The 23580-nt window shown below is 46.1% G+C and carries 25 protein-coding genes; 14 read left to right on the forward strand and 11 right to left on the reverse strand.

All coding sequences use genetic code 11. From position 1 onward, the window contains the following. The first annotated feature begins 261 nt into the window (after nucleotides 1-261). Together F0265_RS02695 and F0265_RS02700 are read left to right on the forward strand one after the other, a co-directional pair. Nucleotides 262-1431, forward strand: coding sequence for a tetratricopeptide repeat protein (locus F0265_RS02695; RefSeq protein ID WP_171747648.1), 1170 nt, complete (start codon nucleotides 262-264; stop codon nucleotides 1429-1431). A gap of 302 nt (nucleotides 1432-1733) precedes the next feature. Beyond that, nucleotides 1734-2636, forward strand: a complete 903-nt coding sequence (locus tag F0265_RS02700) for a DMT family transporter (protein ID WP_171747649.1) — start codon at nucleotides 1734-1736, stop codon at nucleotides 2634-2636. Here the strand turns inward: F0265_RS02700 and F0265_RS02705 are convergent. Next, complete coding sequence (locus tag F0265_RS02705) at nucleotides 2633-3097, reverse strand: GNAT family N-acetyltransferase (RefSeq protein WP_171747650.1); 465 nt, start codon at nucleotides 3095-3097, stop codon at nucleotides 2633-2635. The two genes, F0265_RS02700 and F0265_RS02705, sit on opposite strands and share 4 nt — an antisense overlap. Before the next feature lie 278 nt (nucleotides 3098-3375). On the opposite strand from F0265_RS02705, the gene F0265_RS02710 reads away from it, so the two are divergent. Further along, on the forward strand, nucleotides 3376-4806 hold the full coding sequence (locus F0265_RS02710; RefSeq protein ID WP_171747651.1) for a methyl-accepting chemotaxis protein: 1431 nt from the start codon (nucleotides 3376-3378) through the stop codon (nucleotides 4804-4806). 69 nt (nucleotides 4807-4875) lie between these two features. On the opposite strand, the gene F0265_RS02715 is transcribed toward F0265_RS02710, so the two are convergent. Then, a complete protein-coding gene (locus tag F0265_RS02715; protein ID WP_171747652.1) occupies nucleotides 4876-5613 on the reverse strand; it encodes a flagellar brake protein in 738 nt (245 codons plus the stop codon). Nucleotides 5614-5783: 170 nt separating this feature from the next. On the opposite strand from F0265_RS02715, the gene F0265_RS02720 reads away from it, so the two are divergent. Further along, on the forward strand, nucleotides 5784-6065 hold the full coding sequence (locus F0265_RS02720) for a GNAT family N-acetyltransferase (RefSeq protein ID WP_095571053.1): 282 nt from the start codon (nucleotides 5784-5786) through the stop codon (nucleotides 6063-6065). Nucleotides 6066-6067: 2 nt separating this feature from the next. Then, nucleotides 6068-7045: a phosphotransferase gene (locus tag F0265_RS02725; RefSeq protein ID WP_171747653.1), complete on the forward strand. Its 978-nt coding sequence runs from the start codon at nucleotides 6068-6070 to the stop codon at nucleotides 7043-7045. A 25-nt stretch (nucleotides 7046-7070) separates the two neighbouring features. On the opposite strand, the gene F0265_RS02730 is transcribed toward F0265_RS02725, so the two are convergent. Next, nucleotides 7071-7574 carry a GNAT family N-acetyltransferase gene (locus F0265_RS02730; RefSeq protein ID WP_171747654.1) on the reverse strand — a complete coding sequence of 168 codons (504 nt, stop codon included), beginning with the start codon at nucleotides 7572-7574 and terminating at the stop codon, nucleotides 7071-7073. Between the two features lie 212 nt (nucleotides 7575-7786). On the opposite strand from F0265_RS02730, the gene F0265_RS02735 reads away from it, so the two are divergent. Together F0265_RS02735 and F0265_RS02740 are read left to right on the forward strand one after the other, a co-directional pair. Then, entirely contained in the window at nucleotides 7787-8965 is a 1179-nt protein-coding gene (locus F0265_RS02735) for an MFS transporter (RefSeq protein ID WP_171747655.1), read from the forward strand. A gap of 136 nt (nucleotides 8966-9101) precedes the next feature. After that, on the forward strand, nucleotides 9102-9839 hold the full coding sequence (locus tag F0265_RS02740; protein WP_171747656.1) for an RNA methyltransferase: 738 nt from the start codon (nucleotides 9102-9104) through the stop codon (nucleotides 9837-9839). Nucleotides 9840-9904: 65 nt separating this feature from the next. Here F0265_RS02740 and fdxA read toward each other — a convergent pair whose 3' ends face one another. Next, nucleotides 9905-10228 carry a ferredoxin FdxA gene (gene fdxA / locus F0265_RS02745; protein WP_045974905.1) on the reverse strand — a complete coding sequence of 108 codons (324 nt, stop codon included), beginning with the start codon at nucleotides 10226-10228 and terminating at the stop codon, nucleotides 9905-9907. Between the two features lie 204 nt (nucleotides 10229-10432). Between fdxA and F0265_RS02750 the strand changes: the two genes are divergently transcribed. Continuing rightward, entirely contained in the window at nucleotides 10433-12049 is a 1617-nt protein-coding gene (locus F0265_RS02750) for an NAD(P)/FAD-dependent oxidoreductase (protein WP_171747657.1), read from the forward strand. A gap of 35 nt (nucleotides 12050-12084) precedes the next feature. Here F0265_RS02750 and F0265_RS02755 read toward each other — a convergent pair whose 3' ends face one another. Next, nucleotides 12085-13020 (reverse strand): LysR substrate-binding domain-containing protein, encoded by a 936-nt coding sequence (locus F0265_RS02755; RefSeq protein WP_171747658.1) that lies wholly within the window; start codon nucleotides 13018-13020, stop codon nucleotides 12085-12087. 276 nt (nucleotides 13021-13296) lie between these two features. Here F0265_RS02755 and F0265_RS02760 point away from each other — a divergent pair, with 276 nt between their 5' ends. After that, nucleotides 13297-14202, forward strand: coding sequence for a DMT family transporter (locus F0265_RS02760; protein WP_171747659.1), 906 nt, complete (start codon nucleotides 13297-13299; stop codon nucleotides 14200-14202). Nucleotides 14203-14233: 31 nt separating this feature from the next. Here the strand turns inward: F0265_RS02760 and F0265_RS02765 are convergent, their stop codons facing one another. Continuing rightward, nucleotides 14234-14899 carry a hypothetical protein gene (locus F0265_RS02765; protein ID WP_171747660.1) on the reverse strand — a complete coding sequence of 222 codons (666 nt, stop codon included), beginning with the start codon at nucleotides 14897-14899 and terminating at the stop codon, nucleotides 14234-14236. A 64-nt stretch (nucleotides 14900-14963) separates the two neighbouring features. After that, nucleotides 14964-15395, reverse strand: a complete 432-nt coding sequence (locus F0265_RS02770) for a cytochrome c (RefSeq protein WP_171747661.1) — start codon at nucleotides 15393-15395, stop codon at nucleotides 14964-14966. Nucleotides 15396-15538: 143 nt separating this feature from the next. Here F0265_RS02770 and F0265_RS02775 point away from each other — a divergent pair, with 143 nt between their 5' ends. The 5 genes from F0265_RS02775 to F0265_RS02795 all read left to right on the forward strand — a co-directional run bounded on the left by F0265_RS02775 (nucleotide 15539) and on the right by F0265_RS02795 (nucleotide 20455). Next, on the forward strand, nucleotides 15539-16165 hold the full coding sequence (locus F0265_RS02775) for a cytochrome b/b6 domain-containing protein (RefSeq protein ID WP_171747662.1): 627 nt from the start codon (nucleotides 15539-15541) through the stop codon (nucleotides 16163-16165). Between the two features lie 25 nt (nucleotides 16166-16190). After that, nucleotides 16191-16619: a MarR family transcriptional regulator gene (locus F0265_RS02780; protein WP_171747663.1), complete on the forward strand. Its 429-nt coding sequence runs from the start codon at nucleotides 16191-16193 to the stop codon at nucleotides 16617-16619. Between the two features lie 12 nt (nucleotides 16620-16631). Beyond that, nucleotides 16632-17630, forward strand: coding sequence for a succinylglutamate desuccinylase/aspartoacylase family protein (locus tag F0265_RS02785; RefSeq protein WP_065742601.1), 999 nt, complete (start codon nucleotides 16632-16634; stop codon nucleotides 17628-17630). Between the two features lie 251 nt (nucleotides 17631-17881). Then, a complete protein-coding gene (gene yfcC, locus F0265_RS02790) occupies nucleotides 17882-19360 on the forward strand; it encodes a putative basic amino acid antiporter YfcC (protein WP_216607760.1) in 1479 nt (492 codons plus the stop codon). A 105-nt stretch (nucleotides 19361-19465) separates the two neighbouring features. Then, entirely contained in the window at nucleotides 19466-20455 is a 990-nt protein-coding gene (locus tag F0265_RS02795) for a succinylglutamate desuccinylase/aspartoacylase family protein (protein ID WP_171747664.1), read from the forward strand. A gap of 32 nt (nucleotides 20456-20487) precedes the next feature. On the opposite strand, the gene F0265_RS02800 is transcribed toward F0265_RS02795, so the two are convergent. The 4 genes from F0265_RS02800 to F0265_RS02815 all read right to left on the reverse strand — a co-directional run bounded on the left by F0265_RS02800 (nucleotide 20488) and on the right by F0265_RS02815 (nucleotide 23570). Next, on the reverse strand, nucleotides 20488-20640 hold the full coding sequence (locus F0265_RS02800; protein ID WP_006961538.1) for a hypothetical protein: 153 nt from the start codon (nucleotides 20638-20640) through the stop codon (nucleotides 20488-20490). 66 nt (nucleotides 20641-20706) lie between these two features. Further along, complete coding sequence (locus tag F0265_RS02805) at nucleotides 20707-22002, reverse strand: HAMP domain-containing sensor histidine kinase (protein ID WP_171747665.1); 1296 nt, start codon at nucleotides 22000-22002, stop codon at nucleotides 20707-20709. Further along, nucleotides 21999-22676, reverse strand: a complete 678-nt coding sequence (locus F0265_RS02810; RefSeq protein WP_171747666.1) for a response regulator transcription factor — start codon at nucleotides 22674-22676, stop codon at nucleotides 21999-22001. Before F0265_RS02810 ends, F0265_RS02805 begins: the two co-directional genes overlap by 4 nt. A 6-nt stretch (nucleotides 22677-22682) precedes the next feature. Next, the gene (locus F0265_RS02815) at nucleotides 22683-23570 is read right to left on the reverse strand and encodes a sterol desaturase family protein (protein WP_095559808.1); all 888 of its coding nucleotides are present in this window, start codon (nucleotides 23568-23570) and stop codon (nucleotides 22683-22685) included. Nucleotides 23571-23580 lie beyond the last annotated feature (10 nt).

A 23580-nucleotide genomic window follows, 5' to 3' on the forward strand; every position in this document is an offset into this window, starting at 1 on the left:
TTTTTCACTTTTCTTTTCATTTTGGTGAGTCTTTAGTGGGATTTTCCCAAGAAGTATCCGTTAGCCGTTAGATAAATTTATTTCGAAAATTAAGCGGGTAAATGTATGCTCCTGTGACATGTTTTGTATTTTATTCATCAACCAATCAATGGAGTGAGGTACAATAAAAGAAAGATGGTATAAATCCTCAACTTTTGTTGTGGCTGGCCGACAAGAATTTCATACGACAAAACGCCAGTCGAAGGTGAAGAAAAGATATAGATGAATGTTATAGGGATCGCCATTGGGGCGACCGGTTTGTTACTGCTTTGCATGTTCATGTGGATGCTTGCACTTCAGCTGCGTAAGAAACGACTGGAGCAAGAGCGGAAAGAGCGTGAGATCGCTTACCGGAAGGCAATGGAAAAAAACCGTAAGCAAGAACATGAAGATCGGATTCATAAGGCTGAGAGTGGCCATATTCCGACCATACTGTTTTTGGCGAAGGAAGCTGAGCGTTCAAGACTGAAAGAAGCACTGTACTGGTACAATAAAGCGGCGCGGTTGGACAACGTCACAGGTATGTACGGTGTCGTGCGCATTAGCAACAAGATGAATCAGGACTTAGTGCTGAGAGAAGAAGCTAAATTCTGGCAGACATGCATTCCGGCTATGGAAGGTAGCATTCCTCACAAATTTGAAATGGCGACGGCTTTATTCCATGGTCGAGGGACGGATCAGAATATCGGTAAAGCGATTCAAATTTTGAAACAAGCTGCGGAGCAGAATTATGTCGACGCCCTAATATTTCTGGGCGACTGGTACGCCTCACCGCATAACCCTGAACCTAAGCCAAGTCTATCCACTGAGTATTATCAGAAAGCCGCCGCGCTTCGGAATAATGAAGGGCGCATGAAGCTCGGGCTGAACTACATTCACGGCATTGGCGTTGCTTCTAACCATGCCAGAGGGTGCTACTGGCTAGAACGCGCAGCGGAAAAAGGTTACACCGATGCGATGTATAATGCCGGTGAAGCCTGGATGAATCATCGGCCGAATGGCAATGCGATTGCGTATATCTGGCTGTTTTTGGCTGGGCAGTTAGGTCATGAGCCTGCAAGAGTATTGCGTGATCAGGTAGCATTAAGCCTCGGTGTTGATACGGTTGTGGGTTTGCAATCTTTATCTAAGCCTATCCTCAAGAAAATTAAAGATAAGAAAGTCAGCAAGCACGCTGTGATTAAAGCGCTTAACAAGTTATATAAGCGCAATATCCCTCTTGAAGAGAAAGAGGCATTAGGTAGTCAGGCTACTGAGGAGCTCGAATTGGATCTCTCTCAAGAGCCGCCGACTTCACTGAATGACGGCAGCGACAACCAAACTGAAATCGCCGCCCAACCCGAAACTAAAGAGAAACTCGACTTTTCTCAATCTAATATCGACAAAGCGTAATACGAGCCCCTTACTTGCTAAGGGGCTTTGTTTTTATAAAGGCTGCGCAATTGCTGTTTCTCGTGCACCCGACATGTGGTGTGTGTGGGTAGTCGCATTGCGATTTAGAATGAGATGAATCTATTTAACCTTCCTAAGCCAACTTCAAAAATAGGCTTTTAATTCATGGTGATAATCCCGAAAGAAGCGTATGAAATGCGTTAATTGAGAAAGTGGCCATTTTCGGAAATGTAATGCACTTTATGATTGATTCTGCTTAACAATTGATTCACATTAGGCGCAAACAATAAGAGGGATCAATCATGTCTACCGCTAGTTTCCTGCGTCTAATCTGCCTCGCTGCAATCTGGGGAGGTTCTTTTCTGTTTATGAAGATTGCCGCCAATACGTTCGGTCCAGCTTATTTGATTGAGTTCAGAGTTGGTTTTGCAGCGATCAGTTTGTTTCTCGTCTCTCTTTATCTGCGTAAGAAATTAGCTTTCAGAAATCACTTTAAACATTTCATGATCATCGGTTTGTTTAATACGGCGTTACCCTTCTTGTTGTTTGCCTATGCAGCGCAAACACTCAATGCGTCGACCCTGTCCGTTTTGAACTCAACGGCAGCGATTTGGGGAGCGCTGATTGGTGTGTTCTGGCATAAATCTCTTCTGACTGGCAAAGCGATAGTGGGCATGCTGCTTGGTGTGAGTGGTGTTGTAGTACTAGTTGGCTGGGATGCGGTGAACATAGGTATTAGTGCCGCGCTACCGATTGCTGCTGGTGTTATGGCGGCTTGCTGCTATGGAATTGCGACCAACTATACCAAAACCGCTCCTAAAGTAGCTTCATTTGAAAATGCGCACGGAAACATGTGGGCAGCCGTTCTTTGGATATTACCTTTGCTTCCATTCGTTCCGATGCAAGGTGAGCCAAGCACCCACGAAATGCTCTCTGTGGTTGCGCTGGGTGTGGTCTGTACAGGTGTGGCTTATCTGCTCTATTTCCGATTAGTGGCCGATGAAGGGGCAGCATCTGCACTGTCGGTAACATTTTTGATCCCGGTGTTTGGCATTATGTGGGGGGCGTTGATCCTCGACGAGCCTATAGGCCTCAATACTTTTGCCGGAACCTTACTTGTGCTGTCTGGTACTATGCTTGTAACGGGCTTCTCTCCTGCCCAGCTGTTGAAGAAATCACGTGTCGCTGAGCAGGTCTCGAGTTAACGCTCGTTTAGATCGAGAGTCATAAAGTTACTATTTGGGTCAGGTTGGTAGTCCGCGAAAGGTGCGCAGTATTCAAAGCCAAATTTCTGATACAGCTCTCTGGCAGGCTTAAAGAAGGACATCGAGCCTGTCTCCAGACTAATTCGCTGATAACCTCTCAGTTTCGCCTGTTCAATCGCATACTGAAGCAGAGCTGAGGCTACACCCTGATTTCGAGCGCTAGAAGTGGTCCGCATTGATTTCAACTCTGCATGTGATTCAGACAGTTCTTTAATCGCAGCACAACCCAAAAGTTGCTCTTCTTTCCAACCGGTCCAAAACGTGACCTCAGGGGCTTTCAATGCGGATGTATCCAGTGCATGAACACTCTCCGGTGGAGAAGTTGCGTTCATATCTTCCAAGTGTTCTTGGAGCAAATGGATGACATCAGGGTGGTCTAATTCGTCGACTTTTATCTTCATCACTTTTCCTTGTTGATGGTGTACAAATAATCTAAATCGTCTGAAGAAATTTCTCAATCATAGCTAATCAATCAGTTGCTTAAATGTTGCGAATGTAACGAGTTGTTGCAGAACGATAGGTCGTATAAGTAAGGATTAGATCCCATAAATGACATTTCAATAGTATTACATTTCATTGTTACTTGATTCACGTCTCATAAATTACTCTTATAGGCCGATAGTTTTATATAACCAACATTCCGTATAGGGAGTGCTTGGTTAGAAGAGGCAGGATTAACATGAAAGAAGTAGAATTCAGAACGATAGATAAGCTTTTTATTAAGATGTCTATCAATGACAAAATGTGGGTGATTTTTGCCATTTTTCTTGTTGCGGTTGGCAGCATCGCTGGTGGAAATTATTACTCTAAGATTGAACAAATTGAGAAAACGGCGATTTCGACCGCGAGCCATCAACTCGATGGGATGTTGAGTACGGGCACAGAAGCGTCAATAGTCGGCCAAGCCAATGTTGGCAAGGTTTCGAGCGTCAGTAAGCCTGCTTACAACAACGGCATTGTGACCGTGTCTCAAACCGGTAAGGATGGCAATGTCTACCAACTGACTTTAAACAATCAGGTACAAGAGCAGCAAGCTCGCTCCCAAGCCCTATCCAGTTTCTTCTTTAGCTTTGTTTGGGTGATTCCTTTTGCGGTATTTTGTTACTGGGTTGCGACATTTATTGGTGGAGCGTTATGGGTGCTTTACACCACGACTCAAAAGATTGGCGAAGGCGATCTAACGTCGCGTTTGGGTTTCCATCCAGGGCGAGATGAGTTCGGTACCATTGGTTGTGCACTTGATAAAGCAATGGATACGCTGACGGACTTAGTGAACAACGTGAAAGAGAATGCCAACACATTAAGTGAAACCTCTGCTTCGTTTGAAGAAGAGATGAAGTTGAGTGAATCTCAGATCAGCAACCAGTATGCGTCTTTAGATTCTGTTGCGACAGCGATGGAAGAGATGACTGCTTCTGCGAAAGAAGTGTCCAACATTTCACAGCAAGCCATGGGGCAAACGGAACAAGATTCGCAACACATTGATGGCAGCCACAAGCGTGTTCAGTCTGCGATCAACGAGATAGATAAACTGTCGAGCTATATCGAGCAAGCTTCCAGCTCTGTTGCAACGCTGAATGACAATACGACTCAAATTAATGAAGTGATCACAACGATCAATGCGATTTCAGAGCAAACGAATCTACTGGCACTCAATGCGGCGATTGAAGCAGCGCGTGCGGGTGAGCAAGGCCGAGGTTTTGCAGTCGTAGCGGATGAGGTTCGAACTCTAGCTAGCCGCACTCAATCTGCAACTGTTGAGATTCAGTCAATGATTGAAAAACTGCAGGCTGAAAGTCAGAACATCGCTTCTATTACTGAACAGACTGTAGAGCAGGCTCGCACCAGTAGCGACTTAATTGAAGACATTGGCAGTGATGTTCAATCTATTTCCGAATCGGCGCGCGGTATCATGGATATGAGCATTCAGATTTCTACCTCCGCGGAAGAGCAGAGTGCGGTGGCAAATGACATTGCTTCTGAGCTGAGTGATATTCGTACTCAGTCTAATACCATCCGTAGCGTGGCTGAGCAGTCTTCACAAGGTGTCGCCAACCTGACTCAGGCATCCATTTCACTGGCTGATATCCTTAAGCAATATCGTACCTAACGTTTATCAGACATTAAAAAGGCTTGGTTAATCACCAAGCCTTTTTTATTGCTGTGTTTTGAGTTAGATCTAACGCAGTGTCAGTTTAGAACCATCAAATTTCAAGTTTGCCAATAAGTGCTTGGCATTGATGGTTCCGTTTTCATCGAATTGGACACCGTAACGTGCGTAATGTAGTGAGCTTTGCAAGTTACATATCTTGCCAAACAAAGGTTCAAACTTATTCGATTTCCCCATACCGGAATGCACTTCCAAGGCAATATCATCACCAATCTGAAACGGCCGACTTAATGGTGCTGTGACAAAGCGGCAACCACTTTTTGACAGGTCTCGAATCTGACAGTCCAACTTATGTGTCGATGCGACCACGCGTGCCGCAAGATTCACGTCATACCTCGGCTCTTTACGTAGCTGGGTGACTTGCATCGCATTGGGAATAGTCAGAGCAACCATAGGCACTGGTTCAGTCATTACGTGCTCAAGCTGACTTCTAAAGTGTACGATCGCACCCTCTCCTCGGTGAGAAATTGCGCGCACTGCGGTCCAAAAGCCGGGTTGGAAGAAAAAGTCTAAATCGTCGTCGGATATTTTTGGCAGTTCCGCCAAAACGAAATTTTTTGAATGAGTACCGATAAAAGTGGATTTGCAGCGGAAAGTCGTTCCGACTGGTGTTGTAATGCCCATTGTGAGCTCTCCACCATGCTCAAGCATTGCTAAGGCATCAGTACTATTTAGCGTTGAAACGCTTTTATCTCTAGAAGACGCAGGTGAAGATTTGTCTGTGTTGGCAACCGCCTGGGTATTCATCTAGCCTCCGTTGCACCTACCATGTTATTGTTTTAGCAGTAGGTTTGTTTCGCTTTCTAGGAAGATCATACGTTTTCCCAGAGGGTTAAAATTCTATGTGCGCTTTATTGTTCGTTCAAATATCAAAATAGCAAATATTTTCGATCTATGTATCAATTTTAGAGGTCAATATGTCACATAAGTTAACATTTGATAGAGCTAACTCACTTATTCGGGTTCATTTAGAGGCAGAATATGACGCCGTTATGAAATTTGAGGTACATGACGATGTCTATGTCATCACGTCAACGAAAGTACCTGAAGCTTTGCAAGGTAAAGGCTATGGGAAAGTGATGATGGAAACGATATTGCCAGAATTTGAGCGTCTCGGAGTCACAATCAAACCTGTCTGTAGCTATGTCGTACATTATCTGTCCCGTCATCCAGAATGGTCCCACTTGCTTGCGGAATAACCATGAGTTCATCTTACGACTACCAAGCTTTGATCCAACGTTTAGGTTACGCAGAACTTAAAAGTGCTGAAGTTTTACAGTCGCTGTGGGGTGGCTATGGTGAATTGGTCAGGCTTCACGTCGATACAACCAGTATTGTCATCAAGCATGTGCAGTTGCCTAAACCTTCCCACCACCCGAGAGGTTGGAATAGCGATCTCTCCCATCAACGTAAACTGAAATCCTATCAGGTCGAGCTGCATTGGTATCAGAGCTTTGCTCAGGCGGCCCATTGTAAATGTCCACAACCTAAGCCTATAGTCGTTGAACAGCAAGAGACAGAACTCCTTCTGGTGATGGAAGACTTACATCAACTGGGTTACACCGAAACGCATCAGCACGCAGAGCCGGTACAGATGGAAGCCTCGCTAAAGTGGCTTGCTTGGTTTCATGCGTCACATATGAGAGAACAGGGAGGTGGCTTGTGGGACGTCGGTACCTATTGGCACCTAGATACAAGGCCTGATGAACTGGAAGCGCTAGATGATATTCCTTTGAAACAAGCTGCGGTTCGAATTGATCAAGTGCTTCGTCAAGCGCCATACCAGACACTTGTTCATGGTGATGCCAAACTGGCTAATTTCTGTTTTACTTCTGACGGCAGTGAAGCCGCGGCGGTCGATTTCCAGTATGTTGGGAGAGGGTGTGCGATGAAAGATGTCGCTCTATTTATGAGTAGTGCGGTTAAGCCGGAACAGTGTGATGAAATGGAAAGCTGGATTCTGGATACCTATTTTCTCCACCTTAAACTGGCACTCAACACATTAGGGCCTGACATTGATGCCAACGATGTCGAGCAAAGCTGGCGGCCGCTATTTGCGATTGCTTGGGCAGATTTTCATCGATTTGTTAAAGGTTGGAGCCCCGGCCATTGGAAAATCAATGATTACACCGAAACGTTGGCTGGCAAGGCGCTTGAGTTGTTAAAGGCTTACCCATGAAGTAAGCCTTTTCGATAGCTCGGTATTACCCTTGTGACTCTGGCTTCATCCTTGCCATATAATAGGTACTTTGGTATTTGCCCTCTCTGAATACTGCGTTCTTCGCTTCACCTTCGATTTCAAAGCCAAATTTCTTATAGCACGCGATGGCCGCTTCGTTATCCGTATTGACCTCGAGATGAACGCGCTTTATTTGCAGCCAGTTATCCGCTAAATCAAGGACGGTTTCGATCAGCTGACTGGCGATGCCCATGCCATGATAGTCATCGTGAACAGCCAGCCCGAAGGTGCCGCAGTGAGCGGTACGAGGTCGCTGAGAATGTTCAAAACCGATGTTCCCTACCACTTTTCCATCCAGTTCAGCGACAAAGCTATAGACCCCAGTAGGCATGTTTTCCAGTCGTCGCGTCCACATTGCCACAGATGGCTTAGGGAGTTGGAGTGTTTCACGTTGCGCTTTAGGTTGTGAAAAAAGCTCACACATTGCGGCGGCATCGCTCACTAGAGTAGGGCGAATTATTATTTCCATATTATTACCTTCTCGACTGGTTAAACATGACTCAACCATAACGAGCAAACTATCAAAGATAAAGCATTGTTTTTGTTTATTTTAATAGGCCTAAATTTCTTTCTGACGCGTTTGAAGCCTGAGCTGTGGTGAAGACGTATAAATTGTAAATAAGTTTGTTTATTTGTTGACGAAGACTTAAGGTGTTTCAGAGCTCATAAAAGGAATAAAAAATGAACACGTCGGCTGGCTGGAAAACTCCCCAGAATTTTTTGATCATCATTTCTATCGTGGTGCCCATTGCTTTCTCTAGCTGGATGGCGCTGCTCAACAACTTCGTGATTGAAAAGGCGAATTTTGATGGAGCTGATATTGGCCTTCTTCAAAGTGTCCGAGAGATCCCGGGTTTCTTAGCGTTCACCGCTGTGTTTGTTTTGATGTTCATTCGGGAGCAGAAGTTCATGCTACTCGCGCTTGGGGCACTCACTTTGGGTACCGCCATTACGGGCTTTTTCCCTTCACTGTTTGGATTGCTATTGACGACTTTGTTGATGTCTACTGGTTTTCACTATTTTGAAACCCTAAAACAGTCGCTGTCTTTGCAATGGCTTTCAAAAGACGAAGCGCCAGAGATGCTGGGTAAGTTTATTTCTGTGGGCGCTTTGGCATCGCTAATCACTTATGGTGCGCTATGGGTCTGTCTGGAAGTGTTTCAAATGGACTTCAAGTGGGTGTATCTGACTTTTGGTGGCATTGGTTTTCTACTGGTGGTTTGGATGGCGTTTGCCTTCCCTCAGTTTCAAACCCAAGTCCAACAGAATAAGAAACTGGTGCTGCGTAAGCGTTATTGGTTGTACTACGCGTTGACGTTTATGAGTGGTGCACGTCGACAAATCTTTACTGTTTTCGCAGGCTTCCTGATGGTGGAGAAATTTGGCTACTCGGCGGCAGATATCACCATGCTATTTCTGATCAACTACCTGTTTAACTTCCTGTTCGCGAAAAGAATTGGCAAGTTCATCGGTAAAGTGGGTGAACGTAAAGCACTGTTGTTTGAATACACAGGTTTGATATTTGTCTTTATCGGCTACGGCTTGGTGCAAAGTGCGGAATGGGCGGCAGCCTTGTACGTTATTGATCATCTATTTTTCGCTTTAGCTCTGGCTATCAAAACTTATCTGCAAAAAATTGCCGATCCTGCTGACATGGCTTCGACAGCGGGTGTGTCATTCACCATCAATCATATTGCAGCGGTATTTATCCCGGTATCCTTTGGTCTTATCTGGTTAGTGTCACCGTCAGCCGTATTCTACATTGGCGCGACAATGGCGGCCGTATCGTTCATTTTGTCGCTTAACATCCCGGCTAAGCCTGAAGAAGGCAATGAAGTGCGAATTCTGCGCTGGAGTTAGAGAGAAAAGCGAAGGTTTAGCCTTCGCTTTTTTATGGTGCCGGATTAGGGGGATGAGACCCTTTAGCTCTGGGGTGCTTTACTCTATAATTGCCGCGCTTTTATCTGGGACATCCCGTTTTCACCTTGGATACATTATGATTTCGAAAAACCAACTCAAATTACTACGTGCTTTAGGCCAAAAGAAACAGCGCAAAGCGCACGGTCTGTTTTTGGTCCAAGGTGAGAAGAACGTACTTGAATTGGTGAACAGTGAGCTTCAAGTAAAACAGATTTTTGCTACACGTGATTTTTTGACCGCAAACCAAGGCCAATTAGGTGACCTCGAATGTATCGAAGCGTCGTTAGATGATCTTACTAAAGCAAGTACGCTGGTCAGCAATAACGCGGCAATTGCGGTGGTAGAAATTCCTGCGGTTACGGTACCTCAAGCTCAAGGTTTGATGATTGCTTTAGATGGTGTGTCAGATCCCGGTAATCTCGGTACCATCATTCGCGTTGCTGACTGGTATGGCATCAAACATATTGTCGCGAGTAAAGATTGCGCCGACCCGTACAACCCGAAAACCATCAGTGCCACTATGGGAAGTTTTGGCCGTGTCACAGTCAGTCAACTGGATCTACCAAGTTACTTGGAGCAGGCAAGCATTCCAGTATATGGCGCCTTTTTGGAAGGTGAAAGCATCCACAAAACCGTGTTTAACGCACAGGGTATTCTTCTGATGGGCAGTGAATCTCATGGTATTCGTGAGCAAGCCGCTCAGTTTGTCACCGACAAGATAACCATTCCCGCTTTTGGTGGTGCAGAGTCACTCAACGTGGCGATGGCGACGGGGATCATTTTGGATAACTTGCGTCGCCAGCATGGTGAATAAAAAGTCCTGAATGCAAAAAAGCGCAGTGATTTACTGCGCTTTTTTATATCTGAAGGTAGAGAGCTTTATTTCTCTAACATACCTAACTTGTCTGGCACACCATTCCACTTCTCTGCTTCATCCATTGCTGGCTTAACTTCGGTTTGCACGGGCCATAGTTCGGCGAGTTCGGCATTTAACTCAACGTAAAGCGTTTGGTCCTCAGGCACTTCGTCTTCCTGAAAAATAGCATTCGCGTCACACTCATCAACACATAAGCCGCAGTCGATGCACTCAATAGGATTGATCACCATGAAGTTTGGCCCTTCGTGGAAGGCATCTGCGGGGCATACTGCGACACAGTCAGTATATTTACATTGAATGCAGTTATCGGTTACGACGAACGCCATGATGATCCGCTCTTAAGTTAGTCAAAAATTGAGGAATGGGGATAATACTCATCCCAAGGCAAAATTCAACATCCTCTACTGTGAATGTTTTGTTCTCGCTTGATTTAGTATGACAGACAATTCAAATTCTCGTAAAATGCGCGCCATTGTGAGCTGGTCGCTGAGCGACTCTGGCTAAGACACCTGATATTACGAGACATCAACATGATACGTTTAACTGAAATTAAACTCCCCCTCGACCACGAGGAAGAGGCACTGATTGCTGCCATTACCAAAAAGCTCGGTATTTCTGAAGACCAAGTGATCTCTTTCAATGTATTCCGACGTGGTTACGATGCTCGTAAAAAGACAAATATTCTGTTGATTTACACACTTGACGTTGTGGTTGAAAACGATGAGCAACTGTTAGCGAAATTTGCGGATGACCCGCATGTTAAACAGACTCCGGATATGGAGTACAAGTTTGTCGCTAAGGCACCAGAGAATATCACTGAACGTCCGGTGGTTATCGGCTTCGGCCCTTGTGGCTTGTTTGCCGCGTTGATTCTCGCGCAAAGTGGCTTTAAGCCGATTGTGGTTGAGCGAGGTAAAGAAGTTCGTGAGCGTACCAAAGACACGTTTGGTTTTTGGCGTAAACGTACTCTGAACACAGAATCCAATGTACAGTTTGGTGAAGGTGGCGCGGGTACATTCTCCGACGGCAAACTCTACAGTCAGGTAAAAGATCCAAACTTCTACGGGCGAAAGGTGATCACTGAGTTCGTGGAAGCGGGCGCTCCAGAAGAAATCCTATACGTTAGTAAGCCGCATATTGGTACCTTTAAACTGGTGACCATGATTGAGAAAATGCGTGCGAAAATCATCGAGCTGGGTGGTGAGATTCGCTTTAGCACTCGCGTCGATGATATCCACATGGACGGAGAGCAAATTACAGGTCTAACACTATCAAATGGTGAAGAGATTCAATCTCGCTATGTTGTACTAGCGGTCGGACACAGTGCGCGTGACACCTTTGAAATGCTGCACGATCGCGGTGTTTACATGGAAGCTAAGCCGTTTTCTGTCGGCTTCCGTGTTGAGCACAAGCAATCGATGATTGATGAAGCGCGTTTTGGCCCTAATGCAGGTAACCCAATTTTGGGTGCTGCGGACTATAAGTTGGTTCACCATTGTAAGAATGGTCGCACCGTTTACAGCTTCTGTATGTGTCCGGGCGGCACAGTGGTTGCGGCAACGTCAGAAGAAGGTCGCGTAGTGACTAATGGTATGAGCCAGTATTCGCGCTCAGAGCGTAACGCGAACAGTGCCATCGTTGTAGGTATTGATCCTGAGCGAGATTACCCTGGCGACCCTCTTGCTGGTATCCGTTTCCAGCGTGAGCTTGAGTCAGGTGCTTATGTTCTAGGTGGTGAGAACTATGATGCACCAGCGCAAAAAATTGGTGACTTCCTGAAAGGTCGCGATCCAAGTGAAATCGGTGACGTTCAACCATCATTTACGCCAGGTATCCATCTGACGGATATTTCTAAAGCGTTACCGGATTTTGCAATTGAAGCGATTCGTGAGGCTATTCCTGCTTTTGATAAGAAGATCAAAGGTTTTGCATCAGAAGATGGTTTACTGACAGGTGTTGAGACGCGTACCTCTTCGCCAGTATGCATTAAGCGTGGCAAAGACTTCCAGAGCATCAACTTGAAAGGCTTCTTCCCTGCGGGTGAAGGCGCGGGTTACGCAGGTGGCATCCTATCTGCGGGCATTGATGGTATTAAAGCAGCAGAGGCGTTAGCCAAAGCCATGGTGGCAGATATCGACAACGCGTAGTGTTTTGATGATGAGTATGAGGGTAGCTAAGGAGTTTAGCTGCCCTTTTTTATTTGCTGTTGTTCATTGAAGCGACTTTGTAAGTACTCGATAAACGTCTTAATCTGGCTGGGTATGTATTTAGATTGAGCATATTGAGCAATGATTTTACCTTGATAGTTTCCCCCGATTTGCCAGTCTTGCAGCACTTCAACCACTTCTCCTGAATCGATGTAAGGCTGAATCACGAACTCAGGAAAAACAGAAATTCCTACCCCGCGTAGTACCGCTTCTCGGCGAATCTCACTGTGGTTTACCGCGAACGAACCACTCACATTGATCGATAACTTTTGATTGTTATTGATGAAGTCCCATATTCGATCTTTTGGATTCTCTCCCAAACACAGGCAGTTATGCTCAGAGATATCTTCTGGGTGCGTGGGCACGTTATGCTCTTCAAAGTAGGAAGGGCTGGCGCACATTACTAAACGGCACTGGCCCAATTGCTTGGCGATCAAGCCTTCGGTGGGGGTGTCGGTAATGTGGATGATTACGTCGACTTCATCGCCTATTGGATCGATATAGTGGTCAGCGGCTTTAAGCTGTAATGAGATATTGGGGTAACGGCCGATGAAATCCAAAATCATCGGCATCAAAACTTGTCGTGAGAGGGCTTTTGGTGCTGCGACTCGTAACGAGCCGGATACGTTCGTTTTGTCAACCTGAGCGGCGGATATCGCCATTTTGGCTGAGTTCATCATGTCATTACACAGGCTATAAACTTCTTGCCCTGTGGTGCTCAGGCGCATTTTTCGGGTAGTTCTTTCCAGTAGCCTTTCCTGCAATGCACTTTCCAGCCTAGTAATAGAACGACTAACGGAAGACGGTGAGACACCTAACTTCTGGGCGGTTTTTGAAAAGCTTCCAGACTCGACAACACTGACGAAAATTGCCATCTCAGATAAGAGAGGGATTAACTTATTTGTGTCCACTGCGCAATTATCCTTTGCATTTTGGTGGTATTGTTTCGTTCAAGTTACTTATGGATACTAAGCAAGTCAATTGACGGCATCCCAAACGCCTCCAAGACGTGACGCTCGAACAAGTAGGAAGCGTTGGTGATGTATCTCCTCAGTATTTAACAGGACTCATTTAAAGAAACCCCGCGATTTAGTGTTTTATGACCAACGACAACGGGTCCATTTGTCTAGGTAAGTGTGCGTACACGGACGTAACCGCAATAGCATTCACAAGGATGGAGGAATGAAATGACAACAGCTGCAAATTCGCTAAAAAAAGGGAACGTAAGGTTCCCCGTAACAGAATCATTGTTGTTACTGGTTGCGATTTTTTGGGGAACGAGTTACGGCCTGACGAAAAGTGCCTTGGCATACACAAGTGTTCTGGTGTTTATCTCGATACGATTCTCGTTCACCTTTCTATGTATGCTACCTGTGGTGATTCGAGATTTTCGCCGAGGATTGAATAAAGACTGGAAGATAGCGATTCCTACTGGTTTTATTCTATCGGCGATTTTTTTCTGTGAAGTGTTTGGAGTTTCCCAAACCTCAGCGTCCAACGCGGCGTTCTTGATCAGTTTGTCTGTCATTCTGACCGCTTTCGCTGAGCTGTTGATCAATAAAAAGAAGGTCAGTAATACCTTATGGGGGCTAACGGCTTGCAGCGTGGCTGGTGTTTTATTGCTGACGAGCAAAGAGCGTGTTGAGTTTTCCCTAAACAGTGGTGATTACTTTATTTTAACGGCGGCTCTGCTCCGTGCATTGATGGTCACTATGACCAAGCGGTTTACGGAAGGTAAGACGATCACCACATCAACCTTAACATCACTCCAATCCTTAGTTGTGGCATTGGTGGCAATTGTATGCGCCGTCACTTACTTACCTGCATCTGAGTTTGTTGTTCCTGCTTCATGGGAGTTTTGGCTGACGGTCATCTATCTCGTCTTGTTCTGTACCTTGTTTGCCTTTTATGTTCAGAATTATGCCGTGCGCCGTACATCTCCAACGCGCGTATCCTTGTTGATGGGGAGTGAGCCGTTATTCGGCGCCCTATTTGCTATGGCTTGGTTGCAGGAATCGTTCACTACAATGCAGGTTGTTGGTGGGGCGTTAATTCTGTTCAGTGTTGTGGTGACGTCGACCAAAGAGTCTTAAACAAAAGCGGACTATACAGTCCGCCTTTTTATTATCGACTTAAGCTAATTTTGTGGCCTAAGTGCTGAATTTCGATAGTGGCATAACCTAAAGTTACCGCTTCAAACTGGTTACTGAGTTCACGCGCATGTTGTGCGTCTTTTGCAAGGAAAGAGACCGAGTAAATGGGGCGTACGACACCATTAGATAGTTTCTGCGTATCAAGATAAGAGGAGGTAATAAACCCAGCTTGATTGAGGCTGATGACACGCTGCAGGTCGATGCCTAATACTCTGTCCATCTCAAGCGCTTCGATACCTTCTTTCCAAGTGATGACAACACCGTAGTTGTTGTAGACAGGCGTGTTATCTAGCCACTTAGAACCCAACATACGGATGTTACTGATCTTGACCAGCTCCTTTTTGTACATAGGCAAGTCTTTTAGCTTACGTTGGACATCGGCTTCGCTGTCTGCCTCAAGTACGAACCTCAATAACTGAATCGGTTTGCCATCCACTTTACTTCGGATAACAAACATATCTTTGACAGCTCCTTGCTCTATTAACTCGCCAAATGCGGCTTTTTGTTCTGGTAGCGTTTTTAATACTTGCTCAGCATCGTCTGTGTTCCATGAGAGCTCGACGCCATAGTCTGCTGCGAATACGGTATTTGAAATGAAAAGAGAAATGAGTAGAGCTGATGAGCGAATAAAGTTCATGTTGTTTCCTCAATAGTTTGAAAATGGCTGTATTTGTATTGTTGTCTGTTGTTATTAAATGGAGTTACCAGCGAGAACGGTAGCTACGATGGCAGCCGCGGCAGGTATCTTGAGCGCTTTCCAGACCTGATTCGGCCATCTTAATGTCTTTGTTCTGGCTCGCTTGATAGAGGTCTTGAAAGCCTTGATCCATTTGTGTAAGCAATTGATTGAATTTATCTGGTTTACTCCAGATTTCAGGCTTTGCTTTGCTGTTCATATCGCTTCCTTGCGGAAAAAGAGTCAGCAGTGCGTGACTGTGGTTTGCTAGCTTTTGGCTTTGACTTTCCAGTTTGCTCCAATCGGTATCACGGCCATCCAAGGTTTTACTGGTCAGCTTGCTGATCGATTCAATGTCTTCAAAGGTATTCTGGCGTTCTTTTATCTGCTGACTAAAGTCTTGCGCAATTGCAGCTAAAGGCAGCACCACTGCTAAGCCGATGAGTATCTTTTTCATGTGACTGTCTCCTTATTAATCGATCCGAAAAGGATCTTTTTCGTTGATGAAATAAAATTTACACAGCAATAGTTGCAATTGCAACTATTGCTGTGTAAATTTATGCAAAGATTAGTTCATCAACAATACCGTCGAGGTGGGAAATGAAAGTTTGGGATCTGGCGACACGCCTTTATCATTGGTTACAAGCCGCTTTGTTCATTGCGTTAATGGCGACTGGGTTTTCCGTTAACGGGCCGCATGTACAACTCGGATTGGCCTTGTTTACACTGATTCTCTGGCGATTAATTTGGGGTTATGTAGGCAGCGAAACCAGTCGTTTCAGACAGTTTCTGCGCTCACCTAAAGCTGTTGTCCGCTATATGATGGGCAAGGCAAGCGCACAGCCTGGCCATAATCCAGCAGGTGGGTGGATGGTTGTGGCTATGATCACGGCATTGCTTTTCCAGTGCGTTTCTGGTTTGGCGTTAGCTGGGATGTTGGACAATTTACCTCTGGCGGAGGTTTGGCTAACGGATGGCTTATTCAATTTACTGGAAGTTGTGCATTTAACCTTGGCAAATGTTCTTCCGGTCTTGATCGCGCTGCATGTTGGGGCAATTATTGTTTATAAACTGCGTGCTAAGCCGTTAACTTGGGCGATGGTCACTGGTGTTCAAAAAGGCGCATCTCAGTATCCGACGCTTTTGTTTGTTTCTCAACTTCGAGCTTTACTAGTGCTAGTTATAGCTACATCAGTTACCATGACAATTATTGCCTTTTCTTTGTAAATTTACTGGTTGAGAGAACTCGTCGATGAGTGAGACGTTTGATAGACAAAGCAGCTTTGGCTGGTTGATCAATGTGGTGGCGAATGATGCTGCAAAAACCTTTGATACGGAACTAAAGAAGCATGGGTTAACAATTGCCCTCTGGCCAACGCTTATGTGCTTGTGGGAAGAAGAAGGCGTGACCCAACGCGATATCGCTCAGAAATCTAAAGTGGAAAATTCAACCACGACACGCACGCTTGATAAGCTGGAAAATTTAGGTCTGGTTGAACGACAGCCTGATCCCAACAGCCGCCGTGCTTTTCGTATTTATCTGACCGATGAAGGAAGGGCGTTAAAGGAAACCTTGGTTCCTATCCCTATGGCGATCAATCAAAAGCTGCTTAGCTCGCTTGAGTCTGAAGAGCGTGATGAAATCATCCGCCTGCTGCAAAAAATGGTCGCTGCTGTTTAAGGGAAGAAACTGATGACGAAGCCACTAAATGAGTGCATTGTGCCTATGTATCCAACGATACAAGCCTTGGACGTTAATGCATTGGAGCCGGGAGAGCATAAGTTCTGGTTTGCGGTTGCCACAGATGCCATTGGTCATCCACAGACATTGCCTGTACGTGTGTTTAAAGGTGATAAACCGGGTAAACGTATCATGATTACCGCGGGTGTTCATGGTGATGAGCAAAACGGAATTCTAACGGCACAAAAACTGGCGCGCGAGCTGGAAGGCCAGTCTATCTCAGGCTGCATTACCATAGTGCCTACTGTTAACCTTTCTGGAATCGCAAGGCATAGCCGAGACTTTCATTCTGCTGCCCCCGATAGCTCATCGGCTAACCTTAACCGCGTCTTCCCAGGTAATCCAAATGGCGATGATGCTAGCCGCTATGCCAATAGTCTTTGGGAGAACTTGCTGAAACCCAATGCGGATCTGGCCATCGATCTCCATTCTCAGACCAGTGGCTCAGCTTATCCTTTATACGCTTTTGCTGACTATCGATTGGATGATTCGATTCGAATGGCAAGGCTCATCAATCCCGATGTGATTCTCAATGATCCCGGAGACCCGGGTATTTTAGAAACGGTTTATAACCGCGCTGATATTCCATCCATCACCATTGAAGTGGGGATAGGTCGATACACTGACTTGGAGATGATTCAGCGTGCGACCACAGGAGTACAGAATGTTCTCAAGGATTATCAGCTTATAGAAGGCGATGTTGTCGAACTAGACCACCCTTGTGTGGAAGGCGAGCGAATCACCAGTGTTCGGGCTGAGCAAGGCGGTTTCGTTATTTGCCATGTTGAACTGATGGATTTGGTTGAAGCAGGGCAGAAGCTGGCCACTCAGTACAACAGCTTTGGTGATGAGATCCAGACGTATTACTCACCAATCAAAGCGACTGTGATCAGCCACAATGTTGAGTCGGTTCGAGCTCCGGGGTCATTGGTTGTTCGGTTGATTGATTAGTTATCAATGAGGGTCTTACCATTTGTGTGGTTTTTGCCTGATCGACAATATTTAACAGTGAAGAAATTATATTATTAAGAATTGCTGTTTTTTCGTATTAAATTGTTTCAAAGGGCGATTATGAGCTCTTTAATAGTTGAACATACTAACTAATTGTGTGATGTTTTATGCGTTTTTAAACTATAAATATTCATAAGATATCACACGCTCAAACACAACAATCTGGGGTAGAAAAAGCCCAAACCTGGCAGATGCCGGACACTTTAGTTCTCATCTTTATTATCGGTATCTTCGCTGCCATTCTCACCTACTTTGTACCCGCTGGCTCATTTGAGAGCCAAGAAGTGGCCTACATCGCGGACGGAGTAGAAAAAACACGTTCAGTCATCGACCCTGAATCTTTCTCTTATGAAAGGGATGAGCAAGGGGAGCTGGTGTACAACAGCGTTGGTTTCTTCGCATCGGGTGGCGGTATTGGCCTGATGAACTTCCCCTTTGAAGGGCTGGTTTCAGGTTCTAAATGGGGCAGCGCTATTGGCGTTATCATGTTCATGCTGCTCATCGGTGGCTCGTTTGGTGTGGTCATCCGCACTGGTACGATTGACAACGGTATCCTCTACCTGATCGACAAAACAAAAGGCAGCGAGATCTTATTCATTCCAGTGCTGTTTCTGCTGTTTTCTTTGGGCGGAGCCGTTTTTGGTATGGGCGAAGAAGCGGTCGCTTTTGCCATTATCATCGCGCCATTAATGGTGAGATTGGGTTATGACAGCATCACTACCGTAATGGTGACTTATGTCGCGACCCAAATTGGTTTCGCGACGTCTTGGATGAATCCATTTTCCGTTGCAATTGCACAAGGTATTGCCGGAGTTCCGGTGCTGTCTGGAATGACGATGCGAATGGTCATGTGGGCAGGCTTCACCCTGCTAGCTATTGGTTTTACCATGGCTTATGCATCGCGAATTAAAGCGAACCCAAGCAAATCAATCACCTACAACACAGATGCTTACTTCAGAAAGCAGGATGCGTCGGATCAACCAGCGGTAAAATGGACGTTTGGTGATACCTTAGTACTGCTAACCGTGGCTGGCACAACAGCCTGGGTGGTTTGGGGTGTTGTTGCTCACGCATGGTATATCCCTGAAATTGCCTCTCAGTTTTTCACTATGGGTTTCATTGTGGCGATTCTCGGCACGATTTTCCGCCTTAATGGGATGACGTTAAACGATGCGTCAGCGGCGTTTAAAGATGGTGCAAGTATCATGCTGGCACCTGCGTTACTGGTTGGCTGTGCCAAAGGTGTATTGCTGATCCTTGGCGGAGGTTCAACTGATGAAGCCAGTGTCCTAAACTCGATTTTAAATAGCGCAGGAAGCTTGATCAGCGGTTTGCCAGATGTGATGGCGGCTTGGCTGATGTATGTGTTCCAATCCATCTTTAACTTTTTTGTGACCTCTGGTTCTGGCCAAGCGGCACTCACTATGCCGTTATTGGCTCCTCTGGCTGACATCGCAGGTGTGACACGTCAAGTTGCGGTATTGGCTTTCCAGCTGGGTGACGGCTTTACCAACATCATCGTTCCGACTTCTGCGTCTCTCATGGCTACGCTGGGTGTGTGTCGCATTGATTGGGGCGTTTGGGTCAAGTTCTGTGGTCGCTTTATGTTGATTCTGTTCGGGCTTTCCAGTGTGGTCGTGGTTGTTGCGCACATGGCGGGATTTGCCTAACAAAATTCTAATCTGGTGCTATTCACAACTAGCAACAGGGATTAAAGTAAGCTGTTTTTTCAAGGCGAGTGTATGCTCGCCTTTGTTCTATAAGGAAGTTTGGGTATGTCTGACGTTGCCCCTGTGGTGGAACATTTTCCAATTATTCATTCGCTTGATGTTGATTCACTGCAAGCGGGTGAGCATGCGTTTTTATTTGCCGTCGCAACGGATGCACTTGGCTTGTGGCAGCAAATGCCTGTCCGAGTATTTAAAGGTGCGAAGCCTGGTCCAAAAGTCATGATCACCGCAGGTGTTCATGGGGATGAGCAAAACGGTATTGTTACCGCTCTGAAAGTAGCAAAAGCCTTGGCAGGGCAATCGCTGGCAGGGTGCGTTACTATCGTCCCAACCATCAACCTAAGCGGCATTCTTCACCATAGTCGTGACTTTCACACCGTTGATCCGGATGTCTCTTCCGCCAACCTCAATCGCTTTTTCCCTGGGGATAAGGCGGGCAATGAAGCGGCGCGCTATTTAGGTAACCTTTGGCAGCATGTGCTTAAGCCCAATGCCGAAATTGCGATTGACTTGCATACTCAAACCACCGGCACCAGCTACCCGCTATACGTGTTTGCTGACTACCGCATTGAACAGGCAATGACGCTGGCCAAGCTAATGAATCCAGATGTCATTTTGAACGATCCGGGTGAGTCAGGCGTTTTGGAATCCACTTGGAACCAACATGGTGTACCAAGCATCACTGTGGAGGTCGGTTCTGGCCGATACCATGATGCTGAAATGGTTGAGCGCGCCGCAGAAGGTGTTCTGAATGTGCTGCGCTATCATAAGGTGTTACCAGGTGAGGTTGTTGAAAATGACTCGTGTCTAGAAGGGAAGCAAGTCATCAGCGTTCGAGCAAAGCAAGGTGGCTTTGTAGAGCCACAGGTGTGTTTGTTGCAGAAGGTTGAGAAGGGTGAGTTGCTCGCGATTCAATACAACAGCCTAGGGTTTGATGTCGCAAATTACTATGCCCCGGAATCTGGCACTGTTCTCAGTTGCAATCTGGAAGCACTGCGTTCTCCGGGGTCTCTCATTGTTCGGATGATTAAGTAAACATCGTTTGGTTCGATGTCTTACACATCCCGTTAACTGCGCCAGCTATTACCGAGTAGCAATGAGACACCAACAGAGACCCCCAATGCAATCAGGATATTGGGTAGGGTGAATCCCCAGATAGCGACACAAACCGCAACGGTCACGATTGCCCAAAGTAATGTTTCTAAAATCCAGGTTCCCATGTTTGACTCCTGCTGTTTAACTTGGGAACAAGGATAGTCGATGACAGGTTAATTTTTGGTTACCGTCTACGATTCATACTCTTTCTGTAAATCGACTTCGGCTAAATAGGTGTCATCTTTCTGCTGATGAATGAAGTGCCAGCCCTGATTTCGACACACTTTTTCAATCAGAACCAAGCCAATTCCAAAGGACGTTTCGGTGGACTGTTGACTATCCGACAGCTCTACGGGGTTGGTGATGGTAATGCGCTCCTCAGACAATTCAATACGGACAATGCCGTCGGTGCTGTGTTGAAAAGCGTTGCGTACTAAATTGGTCAGGACAATTTGGATTAGCGCGAGTGGAACCTGCGTTTGTAAAGAGTCTGAGCTGGCGTCCAACTCTACACTGATGTCTTTGCTTTCAATCAGATAGCGATGACTTTCGATGATCTCACTGGCAAGGTGATTGAAGTTGACGCTACTGGCTTCGAGTTCCGTCTGGGTATTTCGACTCATCCACAGTAACGTGGTGATGAGGGTTTGCATCGTCGCCACCGAACGTTGGATACGAGCAACCGCTCTTTGCCCGCCTCGCGGCATCGAATCAGATAAGCGCCCAAGCATTTCGCCGCTGGCAGACATAATCGAGACGGGTGTTCTTAATTCGTGACTGGCGGCTCTGAGAAAGAATTCCTCACGCTCGATCGCATCTCTTTCATTACGGACACTTTCGACCAACTGATTGGCAAGAAGATCCACCTCGCGATAGCGAAAGCGTTTTAGCTTCTCTGTCTGATTTAGATCCAGCGTTTCCGACCACTGGGAAAGCACGAGAATGGGTTTGGTCAGGCGATAGATCAATAAGCGAATGATCAGAAACACCAGCAACAGTAAGCCGCCAATCATGATAAAGGCAGAGTTAAATTGGCTGACCGACTCGGGAGGGTTGAGCTCAAACAGTTCTAGATAAATCGACTCGTCATATTGAGACACCACATACAAGGTGGCATCGATACTGGGGATATGGTGGTAGGCGGCATATAGATATTCGCCCGACGTCGCCTCAGTTGCTGGAATGTAACGTTCGTAGATGGCGTCATTCTCAAAGCTGCTCCAGTCGAAGGCGGTCATAAACTTTTGCGGGACCTGACTGAAGTCGAGGTAGACCTGAAGCGTACTGCTTTGAGATTGAGGAAGTTGCCCAGATTTGAGGTACTCGCTTTCCGCTGCTTTAAGTTCATAAAGAAAGCCATACTTGGCGGCTTCATACAGCCCCGTTTGATAACTCTGATTGATCATCAGTCCATAAATGGCAGTGAGGCTGATGACGATACCAAAAAGGTAGAGGTAGATATCGCGCTTTATACTGACCCGGGTCATGCCTCCTCCTCTCTGATTGTTACTCCCACGCCGTGCACGGTATGAATCAGCTTACTCTCAAAAGGGGCATCGATAGCCTGACGAAGTTTAAACAGGTGGACTTTGAAGCTGTCGGCACTGGGAAGCTCATCTCCCCAGACTTCCTCTTCTAGCTTGGTTTTACTGACGACATTGGGGCTATTACGCATCAGACAAACCAACATTTTCCAACACACAGGTGGAAGCTTTAAGGTTTGACCTGCACGAGTGGCTTGATGCTTATCCAAGTCGATACTCAGATCACCAACTTTAAGAGAGGTGACGGTACCTTGTGAGCGACGAATCAGCGCTTGCAGACGAATTTTGAGCTCTTCCATGGCAAAAGGTTTAACCAAATAGTCATCAGACCCAGCAGCAAACCCCGTGACTTTGTCATCGAGTGTATCTCTTGCGGTGAGCATCAGAACAGGTGTACTGACGCCTTGCTCTCTGAGTGACTGACAGACGTCAATACCATCCATTTTGGGCATGTTGATATCGGTGAGTATGATGTCGTATTGATTGGTTAACGCTAGATTAAGCCCCGCTGCGCCATTGTAGGCAAAATCAAACTCAAAGCTGTCGAGTTCCATATAGTCACTGATGGCTTCAGCCAGATCTCTGTCGTCTTCGATTAGCAGGGCGTTAATACTCATGATGCTCTATTTCCTTTGTTGTTCTTGTTTCCATGCCCAGATGGGCGGCTTGACCAGAAGTTGTAGGCGATAACTCCAGCTCGGTGCATGCCACAATTGCTGAATCAGTTTGGCATAGCCGTGGAAGTATACTTTAAATGGATTGACGGAATTAATCCGTGGGTAAACTCCGTATTTCACCTCTTCGTCTTCGCGAGCAAAGGTACCAAACATACGATCCCAGATGATCAGAATACCCGCGTAATTCTTATCCAGATATTGCTTGTTCGTCGCATGGTGAACTCTATGGTGTGACGGGGTATTGAAGATAGCTTCTATCGGTCTCGGAAACTTCTTCACGGTTTCGGTATGCAGCAGCGTCTGGAATAGCTGAACAAAGGTTTCGCACATCAGGACCACAAAAGGATTAAAACCAAGCAGTATTAACGGCAAATGGAAAAAGAATGGGAAAAACCAGTCTAGCGGCCCGAAGCGGTAAGCCACGGAAATATTAAAATACGGAGAACTATGGTGCACGGAATGTGTCCCCCATGCTAAGCCGTTGCTGTGCAAAAATCGGTGTTCCCAGTAGTAGGCTAAATCTGCCAGTATCAAGCAACCCAGAATGGTCCAGCCGGTGATAGGAAGATGGGTCAGGCTAAGATTCTCATAAGCAAAGACAAACGCTGCAACATAGGCTAAGCCGACAAAGAATATCGTCACTAAGAGGAAAAACAGTGTCACAAAGTTGGTCGCACTGTCACCCAACATATTCCAGCTCAGTTTCTTTTTGAACGCGTATCGAATCAGCTCAATCAAAAAGATCGCAACGGCAATGAGAACAAAGTTATCGTCCACCCAAGTTTCGGTGAAGATAATGGTCGCCTCCGAGAAAATTTGAGACATAAACTCCATAATGTATCTC

Source organism: Vibrio sp. RE88, assembly GCF_013113835.1.
Classification (GTDB): Bacteria; Pseudomonadota; Gammaproteobacteria; order Enterobacterales; family Vibrionaceae; genus Vibrio.

Excerpts from the sequence above, each read along its gene's own strand:
- F0265_RS02805 (WP_171747665.1), bottom strand. The coding sequence starts at position 22,002 with ATGACCCGGGTCAGTATAAAGCGCGATATCTACCTCTACCTTTTTGGT.
- F0265_RS02770 (WP_171747661.1), bottom strand. The coding sequence starts at position 15,395 with ATGAAAAAGATACTCATCGGCTTAGCAGTGGTGCTGCCTTTAGCTGCA.
- F0265_RS02750 (WP_171747657.1), top strand. The coding sequence starts at position 10,433 with ATGATACGTTTAACTGAAATTAAACTCCCCCTCGACCACGAGGAAGAG.
- F0265_RS02715 (WP_171747652.1), bottom strand. The coding sequence starts at position 5,613 with ATGAATACCCAGGCGGTTGCCAACACAGACAAATCTTCACCTGCGTCT.
- yfcC (WP_216607760.1), top strand. The coding sequence starts at position 17,882 with ATGCCGGACACTTTAGTTCTCATCTTTATTATCGGTATCTTCGCTGCC.
- F0265_RS02775 (WP_171747662.1), top strand. The coding sequence starts at position 15,539 with ATGAAAGTTTGGGATCTGGCGACACGCCTTTATCATTGGTTACAAGCC.
- F0265_RS02740 (WP_171747656.1), top strand. The coding sequence starts at position 9,102 with ATGATTTCGAAAAACCAACTCAAATTACTACGTGCTTTAGGCCAAAAG.
- F0265_RS02725 (WP_171747653.1), top strand. The coding sequence starts at position 6,068 with ATGAGTTCATCTTACGACTACCAAGCTTTGATCCAACGTTTAGGTTAC.
- F0265_RS02815 (WP_095559808.1), bottom strand. The coding sequence starts at position 23,570 with ATGGAGTTTATGTCTCAAATTTTCTCGGAGGCGACCATTATCTTCACC.
- F0265_RS02705 (WP_171747650.1), bottom strand. The coding sequence starts at position 3,097 with ATGAAGATAAAAGTCGACGAATTAGACCACCCTGATGTCATCCATTTG.
- F0265_RS02735 (WP_171747655.1), top strand. The coding sequence starts at position 7,787 with ATGAACACGTCGGCTGGCTGGAAAACTCCCCAGAATTTTTTGATCATC.
- F0265_RS02700 (WP_171747649.1), top strand. The coding sequence starts at position 1,734 with ATGTCTACCGCTAGTTTCCTGCGTCTAATCTGCCTCGCTGCAATCTGG.
- fdxA (WP_045974905.1), bottom strand. The coding sequence starts at position 10,228 with ATGGCGTTCGTCGTAACCGATAACTGCATTCAATGTAAATATACTGAC.
- F0265_RS02785 (WP_065742601.1), top strand. The coding sequence starts at position 16,632 with ATGACGAAGCCACTAAATGAGTGCATTGTGCCTATGTATCCAACGATA.
- F0265_RS02795 (WP_171747664.1), top strand. The coding sequence starts at position 19,466 with ATGTCTGACGTTGCCCCTGTGGTGGAACATTTTCCAATTATTCATTCG.
- F0265_RS02800 (WP_006961538.1), bottom strand. The coding sequence starts at position 20,640 with ATGGGAACCTGGATTTTAGAAACATTACTTTGGGCAATCGTGACCGTT.
- F0265_RS02810 (WP_171747666.1), bottom strand. The coding sequence starts at position 22,676 with ATGAGTATTAACGCCCTGCTAATCGAAGACGACAGAGATCTGGCTGAA.
- F0265_RS02780 (WP_171747663.1), top strand. The coding sequence starts at position 16,191 with ATGAGTGAGACGTTTGATAGACAAAGCAGCTTTGGCTGGTTGATCAAT.
- F0265_RS02760 (WP_171747659.1), top strand. The coding sequence starts at position 13,297 with ATGACAACAGCTGCAAATTCGCTAAAAAAAGGGAACGTAAGGTTCCCC.
- F0265_RS02765 (WP_171747660.1), bottom strand. The coding sequence starts at position 14,899 with ATGAACTTTATTCGCTCATCAGCTCTACTCATTTCTCTTTTCATTTCA.
- F0265_RS02695 (WP_171747648.1), top strand. The coding sequence starts at position 262 with ATGAATGTTATAGGGATCGCCATTGGGGCGACCGGTTTGTTACTGCTT.
- F0265_RS02710 (WP_171747651.1), top strand. The coding sequence starts at position 3,376 with ATGAAAGAAGTAGAATTCAGAACGATAGATAAGCTTTTTATTAAGATG.
- F0265_RS02720 (WP_095571053.1), top strand. The coding sequence starts at position 5,784 with ATGTCACATAAGTTAACATTTGATAGAGCTAACTCACTTATTCGGGTT.
- F0265_RS02730 (WP_171747654.1), bottom strand. The coding sequence starts at position 7,574 with ATGGAAATAATAATTCGCCCTACTCTAGTGAGCGATGCCGCCGCAATG.